This is a genomic window from Streptomyces sp. NPDC046860 (assembly GCF_040645115.1).
GTDB lineage: Bacteria > Actinomycetota > Actinomycetes > Streptomycetales > Streptomycetaceae > Streptomyces.
On the sequence record NZ_JBEYXQ010000028.1, the window covers coordinates 35,964 to 54,527 of the forward strand.

14 protein-coding genes are annotated in these 18,564 nt (G+C 72.6%); 9 read left to right on the forward strand and 5 right to left on the reverse strand.

Features of this window, described 5'->3' with window-relative positions; translation table 11 throughout:
- The first annotated feature begins 61 nt into the window (after positions 1–61).
- Positions 62–1,546 carry a ribosome biogenesis GTPase Der gene (gene der / locus ABZ898_RS27990; RefSeq protein ID WP_361664644.1) on the forward strand — a complete coding sequence of 495 codons (1,485 nt, stop codon included), beginning with the start codon at positions 62–64 and terminating at the stop codon, positions 1,544–1,546.
- A gap of 93 nt (positions 1,547–1,639) precedes the next feature.
- Here der and ABZ898_RS27995 read toward each other — a convergent pair whose 3' ends face one another.
- Both ABZ898_RS27995 and ABZ898_RS28000 read right to left on the reverse strand, forming a co-directional pair.
- Positions 1,640–2,035 (reverse strand): hypothetical protein, encoded by a 396-nt coding sequence (locus ABZ898_RS27995; RefSeq protein ID WP_361664647.1) that lies wholly within the window; start codon positions 2,033–2,035, stop codon positions 1,640–1,642.
- 137 nt (positions 2,036–2,172) lie between these two features.
- Positions 2,173–2,964: a hypothetical protein gene (locus ABZ898_RS28000; protein ID WP_361664650.1), complete on the reverse strand. Its 792-nt coding sequence runs from the start codon at positions 2,962–2,964 to the stop codon at positions 2,173–2,175.
- Between the two features lie 537 nt (positions 2,965–3,501).
- On the opposite strand from ABZ898_RS28000, the gene ABZ898_RS28005 reads away from it, so the two are divergent.
- Both ABZ898_RS28005 and ABZ898_RS28010 read left to right on the forward strand, forming a co-directional pair.
- Complete coding sequence (locus ABZ898_RS28005) at positions 3,502–4,197, forward strand: transglycosylase family protein (protein ID WP_361664653.1); 696 nt, start codon at positions 3,502–3,504, stop codon at positions 4,195–4,197.
- Positions 4,198–4,616: 419 nt separating this feature from the next.
- Positions 4,617–4,832, forward strand: a complete 216-nt coding sequence (locus tag ABZ898_RS28010) for an I78 family peptidase inhibitor (RefSeq protein WP_361664656.1) — start codon at positions 4,617–4,619, stop codon at positions 4,830–4,832.
- Between the two features lie 8 nt (positions 4,833–4,840).
- Here ABZ898_RS28010 and ABZ898_RS28015 read toward each other — a convergent pair whose 3' ends face one another.
- Both ABZ898_RS28015 and ABZ898_RS28020 read right to left on the reverse strand, forming a co-directional pair.
- The gene (locus ABZ898_RS28015; RefSeq protein ID WP_361664659.1) at positions 4,841–5,854 is read right to left on the reverse strand and encodes a phosphatase PAP2 family protein; all 1,014 of its coding nucleotides are present in this window, start codon (positions 5,852–5,854) and stop codon (positions 4,841–4,843) included.
- Positions 5,855–6,089: 235 nt separating this feature from the next.
- Positions 6,090–7,256 (reverse strand): glycosyltransferase family 39 protein, encoded by a 1,167-nt coding sequence (locus ABZ898_RS28020; RefSeq protein WP_361664662.1) that lies wholly within the window; start codon positions 7,254–7,256, stop codon positions 6,090–6,092.
- Between the two features lie 261 nt (positions 7,257–7,517).
- Here ABZ898_RS28020 and ABZ898_RS28025 point away from each other — a divergent pair, with 261 nt between their 5' ends.
- A complete protein-coding gene (locus ABZ898_RS28025; protein WP_361664665.1) occupies positions 7,518–9,167 on the forward strand; it encodes an MFS transporter in 1,650 nt (549 codons plus the stop codon).
- A 112-nt stretch (positions 9,168–9,279) separates the two neighbouring features.
- A complete protein-coding gene (locus tag ABZ898_RS28030) occupies positions 9,280–10,470 on the forward strand; it encodes an acyl-CoA dehydrogenase family protein (RefSeq protein WP_361664668.1) in 1,191 nt (396 codons plus the stop codon).
- A gap of 36 nt (positions 10,471–10,506) precedes the next feature.
- Here ABZ898_RS28030 and ABZ898_RS28035 read toward each other — a convergent pair whose 3' ends face one another.
- Positions 10,507–10,944: a cell division protein SepF gene (locus tag ABZ898_RS28035; RefSeq protein ID WP_361664671.1), complete on the reverse strand. Its 438-nt coding sequence runs from the start codon at positions 10,942–10,944 to the stop codon at positions 10,507–10,509.
- A 489-nt stretch (positions 10,945–11,433) separates the two neighbouring features.
- Between ABZ898_RS28035 and ABZ898_RS28040 the strand changes: the two genes are divergently transcribed.
- From ABZ898_RS28040 to ABZ898_RS28055, 4 genes are all read left to right on the forward strand, one after another.
- Positions 11,434–12,327, forward strand: coding sequence for a S1 family peptidase (locus ABZ898_RS28040; RefSeq protein WP_361664674.1), 894 nt, complete (start codon positions 11,434–11,436; stop codon positions 12,325–12,327).
- Positions 12,328–12,688: 361 nt separating this feature from the next.
- On the forward strand, positions 12,689–13,771 hold the full coding sequence (locus tag ABZ898_RS28045; RefSeq protein WP_361664677.1) for a S1 family peptidase: 1,083 nt from the start codon (positions 12,689–12,691) through the stop codon (positions 13,769–13,771).
- Positions 13,772–13,993: 222 nt separating this feature from the next.
- Positions 13,994–17,428: a DNA polymerase III subunit alpha gene (locus ABZ898_RS28050; RefSeq protein WP_361664680.1), complete on the forward strand. Its 3,435-nt coding sequence runs from the start codon at positions 13,994–13,996 to the stop codon at positions 17,426–17,428.
- On the forward strand, positions 17,425–18,402 hold the full coding sequence (locus tag ABZ898_RS28055; RefSeq protein WP_361664683.1) for a hypothetical protein: 978 nt from the start codon (positions 17,425–17,427) through the stop codon (positions 18,400–18,402). Before ABZ898_RS28050 ends, ABZ898_RS28055 begins: the two co-directional genes overlap by 4 nt.
- Positions 18,403–18,564: the final 162 nt, after the last annotated feature.

The following is an 18,564-nucleotide window of genomic DNA, read 5'->3' on the forward strand; positions in this document are numbered from 1 at the left end:
GAAACGGCCCGGAACGGGCCGCACCACCGATCACCACGAACGACGACGAGGTACGGACTTCATGAACGACCAGAACCAGCCCGACGGCTCGGCCGCGCACGAGTACGAGCACGGGGCTCTCGGCGACGCCGAGTACGCGGAGTTCATGCAGCTCGCCGCGGAAGAGGGCTTCGACATCGAGGACGTCGAAGGCGCCATCGAGGAGGCGGGTCACGGCCCCCTCCCCGTGCTCGCCGTCGTCGGCCGTCCCAATGTCGGCAAGTCCACGCTGGTGAACCGGATCATCGGCCGCCGCGAGGCGGTCGTCGAGGACAAGCCCGGCGTCACCCGTGACCGCGTCACCTATGAGGCGGAATGGGCCGGCCGCCGTTTCAAGGTCGTCGACACCGGCGGCTGGGAGCAGGACGTGCTCGGCATCGACGCCTCGGTCGCCGCGCAGGCCGAGTACGCGATCGAGGCGTCCGACGCGGTCGTCTTCGTGGTGGACGCCAAGGTCGGCGCCACCGACACCGACGAGGCCGTCGTCCGGCTGCTGCGCAAGGCGGGCAAGCCGGTCGTGCTGGCCGCCAACAAGGTCGACGGCCTCTCCGGCGAGTCCGACGCGGCCTACCTGTGGTCCCTGGGCCTCGGCGAGCCGCACCCGGTCTCCGCCCTGCACGGCCGCGGCACCGGCGACATGCTGGACGCCGTCCTGGAGGCGCTGCCCGAGGCGCCCGCGCAGACCTTCGGCGGCGCCGGTGTCGGCGGCCCCCGCCGGATCGCGCTGATCGGCCGCCCGAACGTCGGCAAGTCCTCGCTGCTGAACAAGGTCGCCGGTGAGGAGCGCGTCGTCGTCAACGAGCTGGCGGGCACCACCCGCGACCCGGTCGACGAGATGATCGAGCTGGGCGGCAAGACCTGGAAGTTCGTCGACACGGCGGGCATCCGCAAGCGCGTCCACCTCCAGCAGGGCGCCGACTACTACGCCTCCCTGCGCACGGCCGCCGCCGTGGAGAAGGCGGAGGTCGCGGTCATCCTGCTGGACGCCTCCGAGAACATCTCCGTGCAGGACCAGCGCATCGTCACCATGGCGGTCGAGGCCGGCCGTGCCGTGGTCCTCGCCTTCAACAAGTGGGACACCCTCGACGAGGAGCGCCGCTACTACCTGGAGCGGGAGATCGAGACGGAGCTCGGCCAGGTCGCCTGGGCCCCGCGGGTCAACGTCTCCGCCCGCACCGGCCGCCACATGGAGAAGCTGGTCCCGGCGATCGAGACCGCGCTCGACGGCTGGGAGAGCCGCGTCCCCACCGGCCGGCTGAACGCCTTCCTCGGCGAGCTGGTCGCCGCCCACCCGCACCCGGTGCGGGGCGGCAAGCAGCCGCGCATCCTGTTCGGCACCCAGGCGGGCACCAAGCCCCCGCGCTTCGTCCTCTTCGCCTCCGGCTTCATCGAGGCGGGCTACCGGCGCTTCATCGAGCGCCGCCTGCGCGAGGAGTTCGGCTTCGAGGGCACCCCGATCCACATCTCGGTGCGGGTGCGCGAGAAGCGCGGCGCGAAGAAGAAGTAACCGCCGCGGCGGACATCCGGCACGACGGACATCCGGCATGACGGAAAGGGCGGCCCGGTCTCGGTGGAGACGGGGCCGCCCTTCGCGTGTCGCTCAGTTGCCCTGGCGCGGGCCCGGCGGGAGCGCCGCCCGCCCGGAGCCGTTGCCGTCCGGCTCGGCCCGCCCGATCGTGCCGATCCGCTGCCACTGGGACTGCTGCCGCGCGCTGTACGCCCCCGCGCTGTAGGCGCTGTAGGAGCTGCTGAACGACCCCGGCCGGTGCCCGCCGTACGAGCCGGTGCCCTGGGGGAGGTTCCCGAAGGCGGTGAAATCGAGGTTCTCCTCACCGCTGCGGTCGAAGGGCAGCGTACGGAAGCTCTTGACCCACTCCGCGTACAGCGTGTCGTAGATCGGTGTGTAGGAGGGCCCACCGGAGTTCTCCTGCCCGGACCGGGCGACGGGAACGGGGGACAGCGCGGGCCTGCGGGGAGAAGTGTCGTATGGGTGCACGTATGTCCAAACGACGGCGCCCCCCAAAGAGATGCGGTTGCGGCGGGGACCTTCGAAGGCACGCCGGACAGCACGACCGGCCGTGCCGGCCCCCGGGGGTGGGGAGGCCGGCACGGCCGGTGGCCGGGGGAGCGGACTCAGGTGCCGGCGAGCGGCAGCGCGGCCGCCACCAGACGGCCGTTCGCCGCGGCCTTGTCCAGCGCGTCCCGCAGCAGGTCCTCGCGGGGCTGCCGGCCGATGGAGCCGACCGGCGCCGCGAACATCAGCACCTGCTGGTGCTTGTTGGCGGCGGCCCGCCAGCTGTCCGTGACCTGGAGCGGCTGGTGCGCCTGCCACCAGGCCACCGGCTGGCTGCCGTTCGGGCCCGGCTGGAGCACCGCGTGGAGCTGGCCCACGGCGAGCAGCACCGACCAGCCGTGCAGCACCGGCGGGACGGAGGCCAGTTCGGTGGCGGGCATGAAGCCCTGCTCGATCAGGAGCGGCAGGAAGTCGTCGCCGCCCCCGGTGGTGCCGGGGCGCGCGATGGGCCCGGTCGGCTCGACCACGAGCGCCGGGTGCAACTCGCCCTCGATGAGCACCAGTCCGCTGGTCACACCGAGGACGGCGGGCTCGGGCGCCGCCTGCGGGGCGTGCTGCCCGGCGGCGGGGGCGGCCTCGCCGCCGATGGAGCGGACGGCGCCCTGCAGCTGCTCCTCGGTGACCTGCACGACCTGCGAGGGCAGGCAGCCCGCGTGGGCGAAGGCGAGGACGGCGGTCTCGTCACCGACGAACAGGACGGTGCTGGTGCGTTCCTGCTCGGAGTCCCCCGGAGTACGGCAGGACGTGCAGTCGTAACTGCCCGGAGCGTTCTGTCCGGCGAGCAGCCGGTCGGCTTCTTCGTCGCCGATCTCGGCGCGTACGGCGTCACTGACGTCGAGCATGCGCGGCACGATGGCTCCCTCGGGATGCGCGCGGTCGGCCGGGTGGCTCCCGGTCGCTGAGCCGTGGGGTTGCGGGCTCACGCACAAGACAACGGGCTACCTGTGGTGGTGGTCACGCCCCGGGGGGAACGGAATCGAACCGACCGGCGCACAGGGTCACTTTCCGCGCGGAATCAGACACTCAGCGTCAACTCCGTACACAGTCAAGGAACTTGAAAGGGTGATGTGGAGCACATGCGGGTAAGCGGCATGGTCGACAAGTGACGAAATAACCGTATGAAGTGGTTGGCCGGAAATCGCCGATACCTGCGGTAACCACCAACTGGCCTGCCGCGACGGGCTGTTGTTGAAATGCGGCACCTGTCCTCCTTAGATTCCTTCGCCGTGTGCAACTAGCACCGCTCGGGTGGTTCCGCCGCCCGGTGCCCGGCCGTTCGCGGCCTCGGCACCGGAACCGGCGGACGGGGCGGGCACGTTCGGCCGCGGTCCTGCGCGGCGGGACGCGCCCCGCCCAGGGGGAGCCCGGGTTCGTGGAGAGGGAACTGCATGTCCGAGTGTGCCGATATGACCCGTCCGACCGCCGCAGGCACCACCCGTGACGCCGACCGTCACGGCGGCGCCCGCAAGGGCCGCAACGCGGCCGCCCTCGCCGGAGCCGCGCTGCTCGCCCCGCTGGGGCTGCTGGCGGCCTCCGGAGAGGCCCAGGCGGCGGACAACGGGGTCTGGGACCGCATCGCCCAGTGCGAGAGCGGCGGCAACTGGAGCATCAACACCGGCAACGGCTACTACGGCGGACTCCAGTTCTCCGCCAGTACGTGGCGTGCCTACGGTGGCGGCGCCTACGCCTCCACCGCCGACCGCGCGTCGAGAAGCGCGCAGATCGCCGTGGCGACCAAGGTCCAGCGGGCCCAGGGCTGGGGAGCCTGGCCGGTCTGCTCCGCCCGCGCCGGAGCCTCCGGCGCCGCGCCCGCGTCCGCCGCGGGTGCCGGGACCGACAAGGGAACCGTGCGCAAGAAGAGCGGGCCGGCCCGGTCCGCTCCGGCCAAGGCGCCGCAGCGCCCGGCGGCGGCCCACGCCGACCGGGGTGCCCACCGGGGCGGCTACACCGTCCGCCAGGGCGACACCCTGAGCACCATCGCCGCCCGGCACGGGGTGAGCTGGCAGCGGATCTACGCCGCCAACCGGTCGGTCATCGGTGCCGACCCGAACCTGATCGTGCCGGGGCAGCACCTCGCGCTCTGACGCGAGGTCCCGCCCCGACGGCCACGGCCGCCGCCCTCTCCAGGGGCGGCGGCCGTTCGCATGCCTGTTCGCGCGGAAGCGATGTGCGGTACGGGGCGCGGGGTCCGTGCATTTCCTATGCGCCGTCAGCTCACCGGCCCTCGCGCCCTATTCCGCGGTAAAAACGCTCCGCTCCCGTTCTTGGCCGGTTCCGGTGCGTGTTCCGACGCATTACGACCGGTAATTGGTTCCCGAAAACGGCCGCCCGGGAAAATTCTGTTCGATTACCCCGTGAAGGTGAACGGAAACCCCCATACGTGTGACGGAGAGCGCGGAGGCCGGCCACCGGAAAGCTGTGACAGAAGTGTGACCGGGCGGTACCCGGGGCCCGGCACGGCGGGTGCCTTCCGTAGCCGCCGCGCGCCGCCTAGCGTGGCCGCATGGCACAGATTCCCGCTCCGCCGCCGGAGCCTTCGGACACCCTGGACAGCTATGTCGGCCTGGCCGCCGAGGACGCCGACCGGCGCGCCCGGAGCCGGGGCTGGCAGACGGTGCGCGCGCTGCCGCCCGGCACGGTCATCACGATGGAGTACCGCACGGGCCGGCTGAACTTCGAGGTGCGGGACGGCCGGGTCGCCCGTGTCTGGAAGGGCTGACCCGGCCGTCAGGGGCGCGCGGCCTGCGAGGTGCCGCGCGGCAGCCGGTCCGCGTGCGGGGGCCTGCGGCTGCCCGCCGGGGTGACCGGGGTGCGCTCCGAGCGGGAGGTGTGCGGGCCCGGCGCCAGATGGATCGAGGGCCGGGAGCCGCGCGCCGAGCCGACCGGCTCCCGCGCGGCTGCGGCCGGCTCGGCGGCATGGCCGAGCGGCTGCAGCGCCACCGGGGCGAGCGGCGCGGACGCCGCCGGCGCGGAACGCCTCCAGCGGGCACGCAACCGGTCCCGCAGGGCGAACAGGGCGTCCTCGACCTTGGAGATCAGCGGCTCGAACCAGGGCAGCGCCAGCAGGATCAGCAGCCCGGCGGCCCAGCCCAGCAGCACGTCGCTCAGCCAGTGCGTACCGAGGTAGACGGTGGTGAGGCCGACGCCGAGCGAGGTGACGGCGGAGAGGGCGGACAGCCAGCGGCGCGCCCTCGGCGTGGAGGCCAGATAGGCCAGGATGCCCCAGGTCACGACCGCGTTGGCGGTGTGACCGCTGGGAAATATGTCGCCGCCCAGACCCATCTCGTTCGAGCCGATCACGGTGGCGTAGTGCGGGCCGAGCCGGCCCATGCCGATCTTGGCGGCGCCGACCGTGATGTTCAGCAGCAGCAGCGAGGCGGCCAGGGTCAGCAGCGGGCGGACGGTGTGCTGCCGCCAGGAGCGCCAGCCGAGCCACGCCGCGACCATCACCGCGGTGGGGCCGCGCTGGCCGAGCACCACGTAGTAGTCGAGGAAGGCGTGGATGCCGGGCCACTGCTGGTACGGCCGGAAGAACATGACCCGCCAGTCCAGCCGGACCAGCCAGGACGTGGTGATCACGGCCCACACGATCGCCAGGTAGAAGGCCAGGGTCGAGGAGAACAGCACGGCCCGGTGCCGCGACATCCGCGGCACATCGATGTGGGCCGGCCGTTCCGGCTCACGGTCCAGCCTGGCGAACACCCGGTCCAGACGCCGGGTGAGGTTTCGTTCGGTACGCACCCAATCGACGTTACAGCGAGTGAGGTGTGTTCCCGGTCGGTACTGGGGCTTTGTGATGACGATGTGATGTGGGAAACCTCTCAGGAACCGATCGAATTCCTGAGCATCGGCAAAATCCCCGGAGCGGCCCCCGCGAATTCCCCGATCATGCCGGAGCGTGTTTATCTCGCTTTTAAATTGGTTCACCGAAAGGTGGCCGTGTATTCGGCGGGCGCTCACCCGGAGGGCCGGGCCCTCAGGGCGGGCCGGAGCCGTTCAGCCACAGGGCGCCGTAGACCGCCGCGACGGCCGCGAGCGCCGAGGTGAGCAGCGCCGCGCGGGCCGGGCGGGCCCGGGCCAGGGCGCGGGCCAGGGGGAACAGCAGCGGGAAGGCCGGCAGCAGCAGCCGGGGCTTGGAGCCGAAGTAGCTCGACGCGCACAGGGCCAGCGCCAGCACGACACCGCTGTACACGAGCAGCGCGAGCGGCTGCCGCTGGCGCACCCCGGTCAGGTACAGCCACAGCAGCAGGGCGACCCCGAGGACCAGGGCGGTGCCCGCGAGGGCCGAGGGGAACGCCGTGAACATGGCGGCGACGAAGCGCGCGAAGGCGTACCCGCCGTCGAAGCCGTTGCGCCACCCCGCCTGTACGTCGAGATAGCCGAGCAGGCCGTCCCCGGTGTGCCGGCCCACCCACAGCACGTACGCCGCCGCGCCCAGCGGGGCCACGGCCGCGCCGAGCACCCTGCGCCAGGCGGCGGCGCGCGGCCCGTCCGGACCGCTCCCGTCGCGCCGGAACGAGGCCGCGGCCGTCACCCACACCGCGGCCACCACCGCCGCACCCACCGGCCGGGTCAGCCCGGCGAGCGAGGCCAGCAGCCCCGCTGTCACCCAGCGCCCGGACAGCACCGCGAACAGCGACCAGGCGGCCAGCGCGGTGAACAGCGACTCGCTGTAGGCCATCGACTGCACGACGGCGACCGGCAGCACCGCCCACAGCAGTACCGCGCACACCCCGGCCCGCGCCCCGTACAGCCGGTCCGCCACCGCGAAGATCCCCGCGGCCGCCGCGAGCGAGGCGAGCGCGGAGACCGCGAGACCCGCGTCCGCGTACGACAGCGGGGTCAGCGCGTGCAGCAGCCGTTCCAGCCAGGGCAGCAGCGGGAAGAAGGCCAGGTCGGAGTGGACGTCGCCGTTCGGCAGCCGTACCTCGTGGCCGTAGCCCGCCCCGGCGACCCGCGCGTACCAGAGGGAGTCCCAGCGCGCGGAGAGCAGCTTGTGCGCGCTCGTGCCGCGCGCCGCGCTCCACACGGCCAGCACGGCGAGCCCCAGCGCGCGGACCCCGGCGTACCCCAGGAGCGCGGGGAGGGCCCGCCGGGGGAGGGGGAGCGCGGGCGGGGCCGCCCGCGTGGCTGTTTCGGTCACGCGCCGATTATCGACGGCCGCGCGAACCGCCCGGTCACCCGCCGGTGACCGCGGGCCGCGAGGGTGGCGCACGCCACATCGATCGGTGCGCGGCGGTGAGAGGTCCGCCACGTGACCTGGGCATGAACTCGCGTACGCTGACGAGCCACCCGCGTGGGTCCGAGCGGGCCTTCAGACACCGCTCCTCTTCCGGCCGTACGGCGTGGAGACCCCCGCCCCGCCGACCCGCCGCACGCGAGGATTCTTCTGGGAGGTACGTACATGTCCGGGACGACCACGGCCGCCGCAGGGCCGTGCCGTCGGGCGGCCGGGGCCGGTGCCAACCGCTGGGTCGTCCTCGTCGTCCTCTGTGTCAGCCTGCTGCTCGTCGGCCTCGACGCCACCGTGCTGCACGTGGCGGTCCCCGCCGTCACCGAGGACCTCAGACCCAGCGCGGTCGAACTGCTCTGGATCGTCGACATCTATCCCCTGGTCTGCGCCTCGCTGCTGATCCTCTTCGGCACGCTGGGCGACCGGATCGGACGCAGACGCGTCCTCCTGCTCGGCTACGCGCTGTTCGGCCTCGCCTCCGCTCTGGCGGCGCTCTCCCACAACGGCGGGACGCTGATCCTCGCCCGCGCGCTGCTCGGCGTCGGCGGTGCCATGATCATGCCGGCCACGCTGTCCATCCTGCGCCAGGTCTTCCCCGACCGGCGCGAGCGCGCGCTCGCCATCGGCATCTGGAGCGCGGTCGCCGCCGTCGGCGCGGCCGTCGGCCCGCTGCTCGGCGGGTTCCTGCTGGAGCACTTCTGGTGGGGCTCCGTCTTCCTGGTCAACATCCCGCTGATGCTGGTGAGCCTGCCGGTCGGCCGCATGCTGCTGCCCGAGTCGCGCGGTGAGCGCGACGGCCCCTGGGACATCGTCGGTGCCCTGATGGCGGCCGGTGGCCTGTTCGGGCTCGTCCTCGGCGTCAAGCGGCTCGGCGGCGGCGAGGGCCTCACCGGACCGCTCACCCTGGTGCCGCTCGTGATGGGGGCCGCGCTGCTCGTCCTCTTCGTGCGGCGCCAGTCCCGCCGCGCCCACCCGCTGGTCGACCTCGGCATGTTCCGGCGGCCCGCGTTCAGCACCTCCGTGGGCTGCATCGTGCTCGCCATGCTGGCGCTGGTGGGCCTCGAACTGATCGCCGCGCAGTACCTCCAGCTCGTCCTCGGGCTGTCCCCGCTCCAGACCGGGCTGCGGCTGCTGCCGCTGACCATCGCCGCGATGGCGGCGGGCCTGGCGGGCGCGCGGGTGCTGCGCGTGCTCGGGCCGCGCCGGATGGTCTGCGCCGGGTTCTGTCTCACCGCCGTCGCCGTCGGCCTGCTCACCGCGATGGGCGGGCACGACAACACCCCGCTGCTCCTCAGCGGCTTCGTGCTGCTCGGCTTCGGCCTGGAGACGACCCTCTTCGGGGCCTACGAGTCCATGCTCAGCGAGTGCCCCGCCGACCGGGCCGGCGGCGCCGCGGCCATCGGCGAGACCTCCTACCAGCTGGGCGCCGGCATCGGCATCGCCCTGCTGGGCAGCGTGATGAACGCGGCCTACGCGCCCGCCCTCGGCTCCGTGCCCGGCGTCCCCGCCTCCGCCTCCTCGGCGGCGGGCCGCTCGCTGGGCGAGGCGTACGAGGTGGCCGCACGGCTCGGCGGGCCCGCCGGGGCCGCGCTGCGCCACGCCGCCCGCGACTCCTTCGTGCACGGCCTGCATGTGACCCTGCTGGTCAGCGCCGGTCTGCTGCTGCTCGGCGCGCTGATGGCGCTCCGGCTGCCCAAGGTCATGAACTGCGCCCCGGAGGGCGCCGGGGAGCCGGAGCCCGCGGCCGGGAACGCCGCGGTGCTCGCCAAGGGCGACCTGCCGGCGCCCAGGGCGGCCGGGAAACCCACGGTGTCCGCCTGACACCGGCACTGTCGCTCTGGACGCGGGGCGGAGTCGGGCCGTAACGTCGCCCGGGCATCGTAACTAGCGCTGCTAGTTTAACTGAGCCGTACCGTGCCGGAGGGTGTTCTCCATGTCAGCGTCCCCGAAGCCGCCCGCGTTCGACCCCGCCGACCCGCTCGGCCTGGACGACCTGCTCGATCCCGAGGACCTCGCCGTCCGCGACACCGTCCGCTCCTGGGCGGCGGACCGGGTGCTGCCGTACGTGGCGGAGTGGTACGAGAAGGGCGAGCTGCCCGGCATCCGGGAGCTGGCCCGCGAACTCGGCTCGATCGGCGCCCTCGGCATGTCCCTGACCGGGTACGGCTGCGCGGGCGCGACCTCCGTGCAGTACGGCCTGGCCTGCCTGGAACTGGAGGCCGCCGACTCCGGCATCCGCTCCCTGGTCTCGGTGCAGGGCTCGCTCGCCATGTACGCGATCCACGCCTACGGCAGCGAGGAGCAGAAGAACGAGTGGCTGCCCCGCATGGCCTCCGGCGAGGTGATCGGCTGCTTCGGGCTGACCGAGCCCGACCACGGCTCCGACCCGGCCGGCATGCGGACCTTCGCCAAGCGGGACGGCGAGGACTGGGTGCTCAGCGGGCGCAAGATGTGGATCACCAACGGCTCGGTGGCCGGGGTCGCGGTGGTCTGGGCGCGCACCGAGGACGGCATCCGGGGCTTCGTCGTCCCCACCGACCGTCCCGGTTTCTCGGCGCCGGAGATCAAGCACAAGTGGTCGCTGCGGGCCTCCGTCACCAGCGAACTCGTCCTGGACGACGTACGGCTGCCCGCCGACGCGGTGCTGCCGGAGGTCACCGGGCTGCGCGGACCGCTCGGCTGCCTCTCGCACGCCCGGTACGGCATCGTCTGGGGCTCGATGGGCGCCGCCCGCTCCAGCTTCGAGGCCGCCCTCGACTACGCGCGGACGCGGGAGCAGTTCGGACGGCCCATCGGCGGGTTCCAGCTCACCCAGGCCAAGCTGGCCGACATGGCGGTCGAGCTGCACAAGGGGATTCTGCTCGCCCATCACCTGGGGCGACGCATGGACGCCGGGCGGCTGCGGCCCGAGCAGATCAGTTTCGGCAAGCTGAACAACGTCCGCGAGGCCATCGAGATCTGCCGTACGGCGCGGACGATCCTCGGTGCCAACGGGATCTCCCTCGAATATCCCGTGATGCGGCACGCGACCAACCTGGAGTCGGTGCTCACCTACGAGGGCACCGTGGAGATGCACCAGCTCGTGCTGGGCAAGGCGCTCACCGGGCTCGACGCCTTCCGGTGAGCCCCCCTGGGGGCGGGGCCGGTGAGCGGCCCCGCCTCAGCTCTGGTTGAAGAAGCCGTCCTCCCGGCGGCCCGCCGGTTCACCGTTGATGATCTCGGTGTGGGCGGGCGTCAGCAGGAAGACCCGCGTCGCCACCCGCTCGATGGTGCCCCGCAGTCCGAAGGTGAGTCCGGCCGCGAAGTCCACCACGCGCTTGGCGTCGGCGCCCTCCATCGCCGTGAGGTTCATGATGACCGGGACACCGTCCCGGAACAGTTCACCGATGGCGCGGGCGTCCCGGAAGCTGTCCGGGGTGACCGTGCCGATCCGGCGGCCCTTGTCCTCGGCCGTGTCCGCGGCCACCTTCACCCGCGGGTCGGTGACCCAGGCGTCAGCGGGCTCCGTGCCCTCGGAGTAGTCGTCGTCGTAGTAACGCTCGTCATCGTTGTCGTCGACGAGGCCGAGCCACGCACTCGCCTTGCGTACCGATCCCATGGACGCCTCCTCTCACAGCGGTCTTTCTCGTTCTTCGCTTCCCTATGGTCATCCATGATGCGGACGGCGCGCCAAGTGGATAGACGCCGCGCGGGGGGTTTGTGACGGTACTGGTGCACGATCGATCCGTCGAGAGCCCTTGTGCCCCAAGGGCTCCGACTCATACGGCTGCTGACTGAGAGTGAAATATGATTTGTCGCGGCGGACGGGTGATGTGTGGTGTGTCCGGGTGACAGAGGGACGTCCGGGGTGAGGCGTGCGGGGCGATCGTCAGCTTTTGTGACGTGAGGGGACGTCAGGGAGCGCGGCCTGTCCTGTCGTTGAGGCTTCTACGGCCGAAAGGCACTCTTGTGCCTACCGGTCGTTCGGCCGAATACTCCCCTTCAGCGCTTGTCAGGGGCATGCACGTCCGGACAGACCTGCCGCTGGCTGCGCCTCACGGGCCCCGACCCCACGCGGGCCCCCGAATTCCCCAGGAGGGAACGACACGTGAGGATCAAGCGCACCACTCCCCGAGGCCGTATCGCCAGACGCACCCAGCTGACGGCCGCCGTCACCGGCCTCCTCGCCGTAGCCGCGTTCGCCGCCCCCACCGCGCACGCCAGCGACGCCCGCACGTTCAGCGCCAGTCAGCTCACCAAGGCGAGCGACGCCGTCCGCCAGGCCGACGTACCCGGTACCGCCTGGGCCGTCGACAGCAAGACCAACCGCGTCCTCGTCACCGCCGACAGCACGGTGTCCCAGGCCGAACTCTCCAAGATCAAGGAGCAGGCCGGCGCCGACGCGCTCACCGTCAAGCGGACGCCCGGCAAGTTCAACAAGCTGATCACCGGCGGCGACGCCATCTACGGCGGCTCCTACCGCTGCTCGCTCGGCTTCAACGTGCGCAGCGGCAGCACGTACTACTTCCTGACCGCCGGGCACTGCGGTGAGGTCGCCTCCACCTGGTACAGCAACTCCGCCAAGACCACGCTGCTGGGCACCAACGTCGGGTACAGCTTCCCCGGCAACGACTTCGCGCTGGTGCGCTACACCAACTCCTCGATCGCGCACCCGAGCGCGGTCGGCAGCCAGACCATCAGCAGCGCGGCCACGCCGTCCGTGGGCACCACCGTCACCCGGCGCGGCTCCACCACCGGCACCCACAGCGGCCGGGTCACCGCGCTGAACGCCACCGTCAACTACGGCGGCGGGGACGTGGTGTCCGGGCTCATCCAGACCACCGTCTGCGCCGAGGGCGGCGACAGCGGCGGTCCGCTGTACGGCGGCAGCGTGGCCTACGGGCTCACCTCCGGCGGCAGCGGCAACTGCTCCTCCGGCGGTACGACGTTCTTCCAGCCGGTCACCGAGGCACTGAGCTACTACGGCGTGACCCTCCCCTGAGGACCCTGACGGGCCGTCCTGCGTGACGGCTCCGTCCGGCGGGCCCCCGTACGCGGCAAATCGCGTGCGGGGGTCCGCTTTTTGTCGTGCGGGGGCCGTCGTATCGCTTTGGGACGGTCGGTTTTCAGACACCCGATGCCGTTGCCGCGCGGTGCTGTCCGCTCCACGGTCCGTGTTTGCACTGCGAATTCCCTGGGGTGACTGTCCTCGGTCAAGTCGAGAAGGGTGTTCGAGAGTCCGTCCTGAAGTCGACCTTGTGTCCCGGCTGTGCGGTTCGGAAGAGTGGTCGCTCGTCAACCAGCCTTCCGGTTCGTCAGGTCCCCACAACCTGCCGGACCGACCCCCCACAGGAGGACGTGAGTTGAAGCACCGACGCATACCCGCACGGCGGGCCGCAATCGCCGGAGCGGGTGTTCTCGCACTGGTCGGAGCGGGTGTCACCTTCCAGACTGCGAACGCCAGCGAACCCGCGAAGTCCGCGCCCGACGCGCGGGTCCTGTCCGCTCCGGCGGCCGGAAAGCTCGCCTCCACGCTGCTCGCCGACCTCGGCTCCGACAGCGCGGGCAGCTACTACGACGCCCAGGCCAAGAGCCTCGTCGTCAACGTGCTCGACGCCGACGCCGCCGATACCGTCCAGGCGGCCGGCGCCAAGGCCAGAATCGTCTCCAACTCCCTCGCCGTGCTCGACGGCGCGCGCTCCACGCTGAAGCAGGACGCGACGATCCCCGGCACCTCGTGGGCGACCGACCCGGTCTCCAACAAGGTCGTCGTCACCGCCGACAAGACCGTGTCCCAGGCCCAGTGGGCCAAGCTGGGCAAGGTCGTCGGCGGGCTCGGTGGCGCTGCCGAACTCAAGCGGTCACAGGGAGAGTTCAAGCCCTTCGTCGCCGGTGGCGACGCCATCACCGGGTCGGGCGGGCGCTGCTCGCTCGGGTTCAACGTGACCAAGGGCGGGGCGCCGTACTTCCTCACCGCGGGGCACTGCACCGCGTCGATCACGAGCTGGGCGGACTCGTCCGGTACGACGATCGGGCAGAACGAGGACTCCAGCTTCCCCGGCAACGACTACGGGCTGGTGAAGTACACCAGCGGGGTCGACCACCCGAGCGAGGTCAACCTCTACAACGGGTCCGCCCAGCAGATCACGGGTGCCGCCGAGGCCACCGTCGGGATGAAGGTGACCCGTAGCGGGTCCACCACCCAGGTGCACGACGGGACCGTCACCGGGCTGAACGCCACCGTGAACTACTCCGAGGGCACGGTCAGCGGTCTGATCCAGACCGATGTGTGCGCCGAGCCCGGGGACAGTGGCGGGTCGCTGTTCTCCGGGAGCAGCGCTGTCGGGCTGACGTCCGGGGGTAGCGGTGACTGCAGCGCCGGCGGGGAGACGTTCTTCCAGCCGGTGACCGAGGCGCTGTCCGCCACCGGGACTCAGATCGGCTGAGGTCCGGTTTTCGGTCTTCGGGCTTGGGCCCCCGCTGCTCCTTCGGGAGGGGCGGGGGTCCTTCGTGTGGGGGGCGGGGCCGCGGCGAGTGGGTGCTTCGGGTGTTTGTGCAGGTGAGAGGGGCGGGGTTCTGATCGTACGCGTGTTCGATAGTGGGGGTATGGTGGATAGGGAACGGATGTTCGATTGACGTGGGAGGTGCTTGGCGTGGGAGGTGCCGGCGTGGCGTTCGCGCATCTGCGTGTCGTCTCCGGGTTCTCCGTGCGCCACGGCGCCTCGCATCCGGAGCGGCTGGCCGCGCGTGCCTCCGAGCGGGGCATGGACGTGCTCGCCCTCACCGACCGGGACACCCTCGCCGGGGCCGTCCGGTTCGCCAAGGCCTGCGCGGGCAGCGGGGTGCGGCCCGTCTTCGGTGTCGACCTCGGGGTCGAGGCCGCTTCCGGGGGCGCGGGCGCCGGGGGGCGGGCCCGTACTCCGGTGCGCGGGGGTGCCTTCGTCGACGAGTCGGCTCCCCGGGCGACCTTTCTCGCCCGGGACGGCGCCCGGGGGTGGGCCGAGCTCTGCCGGATGGTCACCGCCGCCTGGGCGGGCGGGGGTGGCCGGCCGCTGCTGGCGCGGGAGGAACTCCGGGGGGACGGGGTGACCGTGCTGCTCGGGCCCGACTCCGACGTGGGGCGGGCGCTGGTCGCCGGGCGGCCCGACCGGGCGGCCCGGCTGCTGGCGCCCTGGCGTGAGGTCTACGGGGACGCGCTGCGGCTGGAGGTGGTCTGGCACGGGCGGCCGGGGACCGGGAGCGGGTCGCTCCGGCTCGCCGCCCGGGTTCTCGGGTTCGCCGTCGAGCAGGGGGTGCGGCCTGTGCTCAGCAATGCCGTCCGGTACGCCGATCCGGGGCAGGGGCGGGTCGCCGACGTGCTGGATGCCGCCCGGCGGCTGGTGCCCATCGACCCCCGGAAAGGGCTCGACTCCGGCGAGGCCTGGCTGAAGGGGCCGAAGGAGATGCTCGCGGTCGCCGAGCGGGTGGTGGAGGCGGCCGGGTACCGGCGCGAGGTCGCGCTGCGGCTGCTCCAGGAGACGCTCGCCGCCGCCGGGGAGTGTGTCGTCGACCCCGAGGACGATCTGGGGATGGGGAGCGTCCGGTTCCCCGAGGGGCGGCTCGTGGGGGCCGGGCGGCGCGGTGCCCAGCGGGCGCTCGCCTCCCGGGCCGTCGCGGGGATGGTGCGGCTCGGGTACGCCGGGCGGCGGGACTACTGGGAGCGGATGCACGAGGAACTGGAGATCATCGGACACCACGGGTACGCGTCCTACTTCCTGACGGTCGCCCAGGTCGTCGATGACGTACGGGGGATGGGCATCCGCGTCGCCGCCCGGGGGTCCGGGGCCGGGTCCCTCGTCAATCACCTGCTGGGAATCGCCCATGCCGACCCCGTGGAGCACGGGCTGCTCATGGAGCGTTTCCTGTCCAGGGAGCGGGTCGCGCTTCCCGACATCGACGTGGATGTGGAGTCCGCCCGGCGGCTGGAGGTCTACCGGGCGATCATCGGGCGGTTCGGGGGTGAGCGGGTCGCCGCCGTGGCCATGCCGGAGACCTACCGGGTCCGGCACGCCATCCGGGACGTGGGGGCCGCCCTGTCCATGGACCCGGCCGAGATCGACCGGGTGGCCAAGTCCTTCCCGCACGTCCGGGCCCGCGACGCCCGGACCGCGCTCGCCGAGCTGCCCGAACTGAAAGGGCTCGCGGCGGAGCAGGAGCGGTACGGGGTGCTGTGGGAGCTGGTGGAGGCGCTCGACGCCCTGCCGCGCGGGGTCGCCATGCACCCCTGCGGGGTCCTGCTGTCCGACGACTCGCTGCTCCGGCGTACCCCGGTGGTGCCCACCAGCGGGGAAGGGCTGCCCATGTCGCAGTTCGACAAGGAGGACGTCGAGGATCTCGGGCTGCTCAAGCTCGACGTGCTCGGGGTGCGGATGCAGTCGGCCATGGCGCATGCCGTGGCCGAGGTGGAGAGGGCTTCGGGGGAGCGGGTCGACCTGGACGCTCTGCCCGAGGGGGACGCCGACACCTACCGGCTCATCCGGTCCACCGAGACGCTCGGGTGCTTCCAGATCGAGTCGCCCGGCCAGCGGGATCTGGTCGGGCGGCTCCAGCCCGACCGCTTCGGGGATCTCGTGGTGGACATCTCGCTGTTCCGGCCCGGTCCTGTCGCCGCAGACATGGTGCGGCCCTTCATCGAGGCCCGGCACGGGCGGGCGCCGGTGCGGTATCCGCATCCGGATCTGGAGCCGGCCCTGCGGGACACGTACGGCGTCGTGGTCTTCCACGAGCAGATCATCGACATCCTCGCGGTCATGACCGGCTGCGGGCGCGGCGAGGCCGACTACGCCCGGCGACTGCTGTCCGACTCCGAGGCCCAGGGGCGGGTCCGGGTGTGGTTCGCCCAGCGGGCCGGGGAGCGGGGGTACGACGCCGACACGGTCCGGCGCACCTGGGAGATCGTCGAGGCGTTCGGGTCCTACGGCTTCTGCAAGGCGCACGCCGTCGCCTTCGCCGTGCCCACCTATCAGTCGGCCTGGCTCAAGGCGCACCACCCCGCCGCCTTCTACGCCGGGCTGCTCACCCACGATCCCGGGATGTACCCGAAGCGGCTGCTGCTGGCGGACGCGCGGCGGCTCGGCGTGCCGGTCCTGCCGCTGGACGTGAACGTGTCCGGGGTCGCTCATCGAATCGAACTGGTGTCCGGTTCAGAGGTGTGGGGGATACGGCTCGCCCTCGCCGACGTGCACGGGATCAGCGAGGCCGAGGCCGCCCGGATCGCCGGAGCGCAGCCGTACTCCTCCCTGCTGGACTTCTGGGAGCGCGGCCGGCCGGGGCGGCCGCTCGCCCAGCGGCTGGCCCAGGTGGGAGCGCTGGACGCCTTCGGCGGCAACCGGCGTGACCTGCAGCTGCACCTGGCCGAACTGCACCGGGGCGCCCGAGGGGGCCGCGGTGACCAGCTCCCGCTGGGCGGCGGGCGGCGGACCGCCTCCGCCGGGCTGCCCGACCTGTCGGACGCCGAGCGGCTCAGCGCCGAGCTCGGGGTGCTGTCCATGGACGTCTCCCATCACCTGATGGACGACCACCGGGACTTCCTGGAGGAGCTGGGCGTGGTGTCGGCCCGGCGGCTGCGCGAGGCCCGGCACGGGGAGACCGTGCTGGTCGCCGGGGCCAAGGCGGCCACCCAGACGCCCCCGATCCGGTCGGGCCGGCGTGTCATCTTCAGCACGCTGGACGACGGGACGGGGCTGGTCGACCTGGCCTTCTTCGACGACTCGCACGACGCGTGCGCGCACACCGTCTTCCACTCCTGGCTGCTTCTGGTGCGGGGGGTGGTGCAGCGGCGGGGGCCGCGCAGTCTGAGCGTCGTCGGATCGGCGGCCTGGAACCTCGCCGAACTCGCCGGACTGCGGGCCGAGGGCGGGCTGGAGAAGGTGGCGGCCCGGCTGGCCGAACCCGTGCCCGCGGCCAAGGGCGAGGAGGGCGGTTCGGGGCGGCCGATCCGGATGTCCACCGGCTTCCGGATGCACCCCTGGGCCGACCTGCGGCCGGCCGGCCAGGAGGTGTCCGAGCAGGCGCCCTCCGCCATGCGGAAGCTGTGGCACCAGAGCCCGGGGAGCGCGGGATGACCGTCCTCTGTGTGCGGTTCCGGTCCGCGTCCGGCGCGGACGACCTCGTGCTGCCCGAACTGCTCGGGCTGCTGGAGGAGTTCACTCCCGTGGTGGAGGGGCTGCCGCCCGATGCGGCGCTGGCCGATCTGCGCGGGGCCGAGCGGTACTTCGGGCGGGACGCGGTGGAACTGGCCGCGCTGATCCGGGTACGGGCGCTCGCCCGGTACGGGGTCGACTGCTCGGTCGGCGCCGGGCCGGGGCCGATGCTGGCCCGGATGGCGCTGCGGCAGGCCCGGCCGGGAGCGGTGTGCGCCGTTCCCGAAGGGCCCGGCGCCGGGGCCGAGTTCCTCGCCGGGCTGCCCGTGGTCGCGCTGCCCGGTGTCGGGGCCGCGACCGCCCGGACCCTGTGCGAGTACGGGCTGGACACGCTGGGGCGGGTCGCCGTCGCGCCGCCCGCCACGCTTCAGCGGCTGGTCGGGGTCAAGATCGCGCGTGAACTGCGGGAACGGGCGGGCGGGGTCGACCGGGGCCGGGTCGTGCCGAACGCCGTCTCCCGGTCGGTGGGGGCCGAGCGGTCCTTCGGCACGGACGAGCTGGACCCGGCCCGGCACCGGCGGGCGCTGCTGGCGGACGCCGAGGAACTGGGCGCGCGGCTGCGGCGGACGGAGCTGGTCTGCCGCTCCCTGACGCTCACCGTGCGCTACGCCGACCGCTCCACCACGGTGCGCGGGCGCACCCTCGCCGAGCCGACCGCGCACTCGGCCGACCTCACCAGGGCGGCGTACGGCATGTACGAGGCGCTCGGGCTGCAGCGGGCGCGGGTGCGGACGCTCGCCCTGCGCGCCGAGGGGCTGACCCCGGCCGGGGAGGCCGCCCATCAGCTCACCTTCGACCCCGTGGACGAGAAGGCCCGGCGCATCGAGGAGGTCGCCGACCTGGCGCGGGCCAAGTTCGGGCCCCGCGCGGTGATGCCGGGGACGCTCGCGGCCTGAGTTGCCCGTGTTGCCGGAGTTTCTGATGGGATGGAACTTTTTACCGACGCGTAACTTCACAGTTGCACTACTCGTCCGTAACTTGACGAGTGAACAGCATCCCGTGATCCGGATCACAGGGTTAGGCCGTGCACTTCCCCTTGAGCCGCAAGGAGATCACAC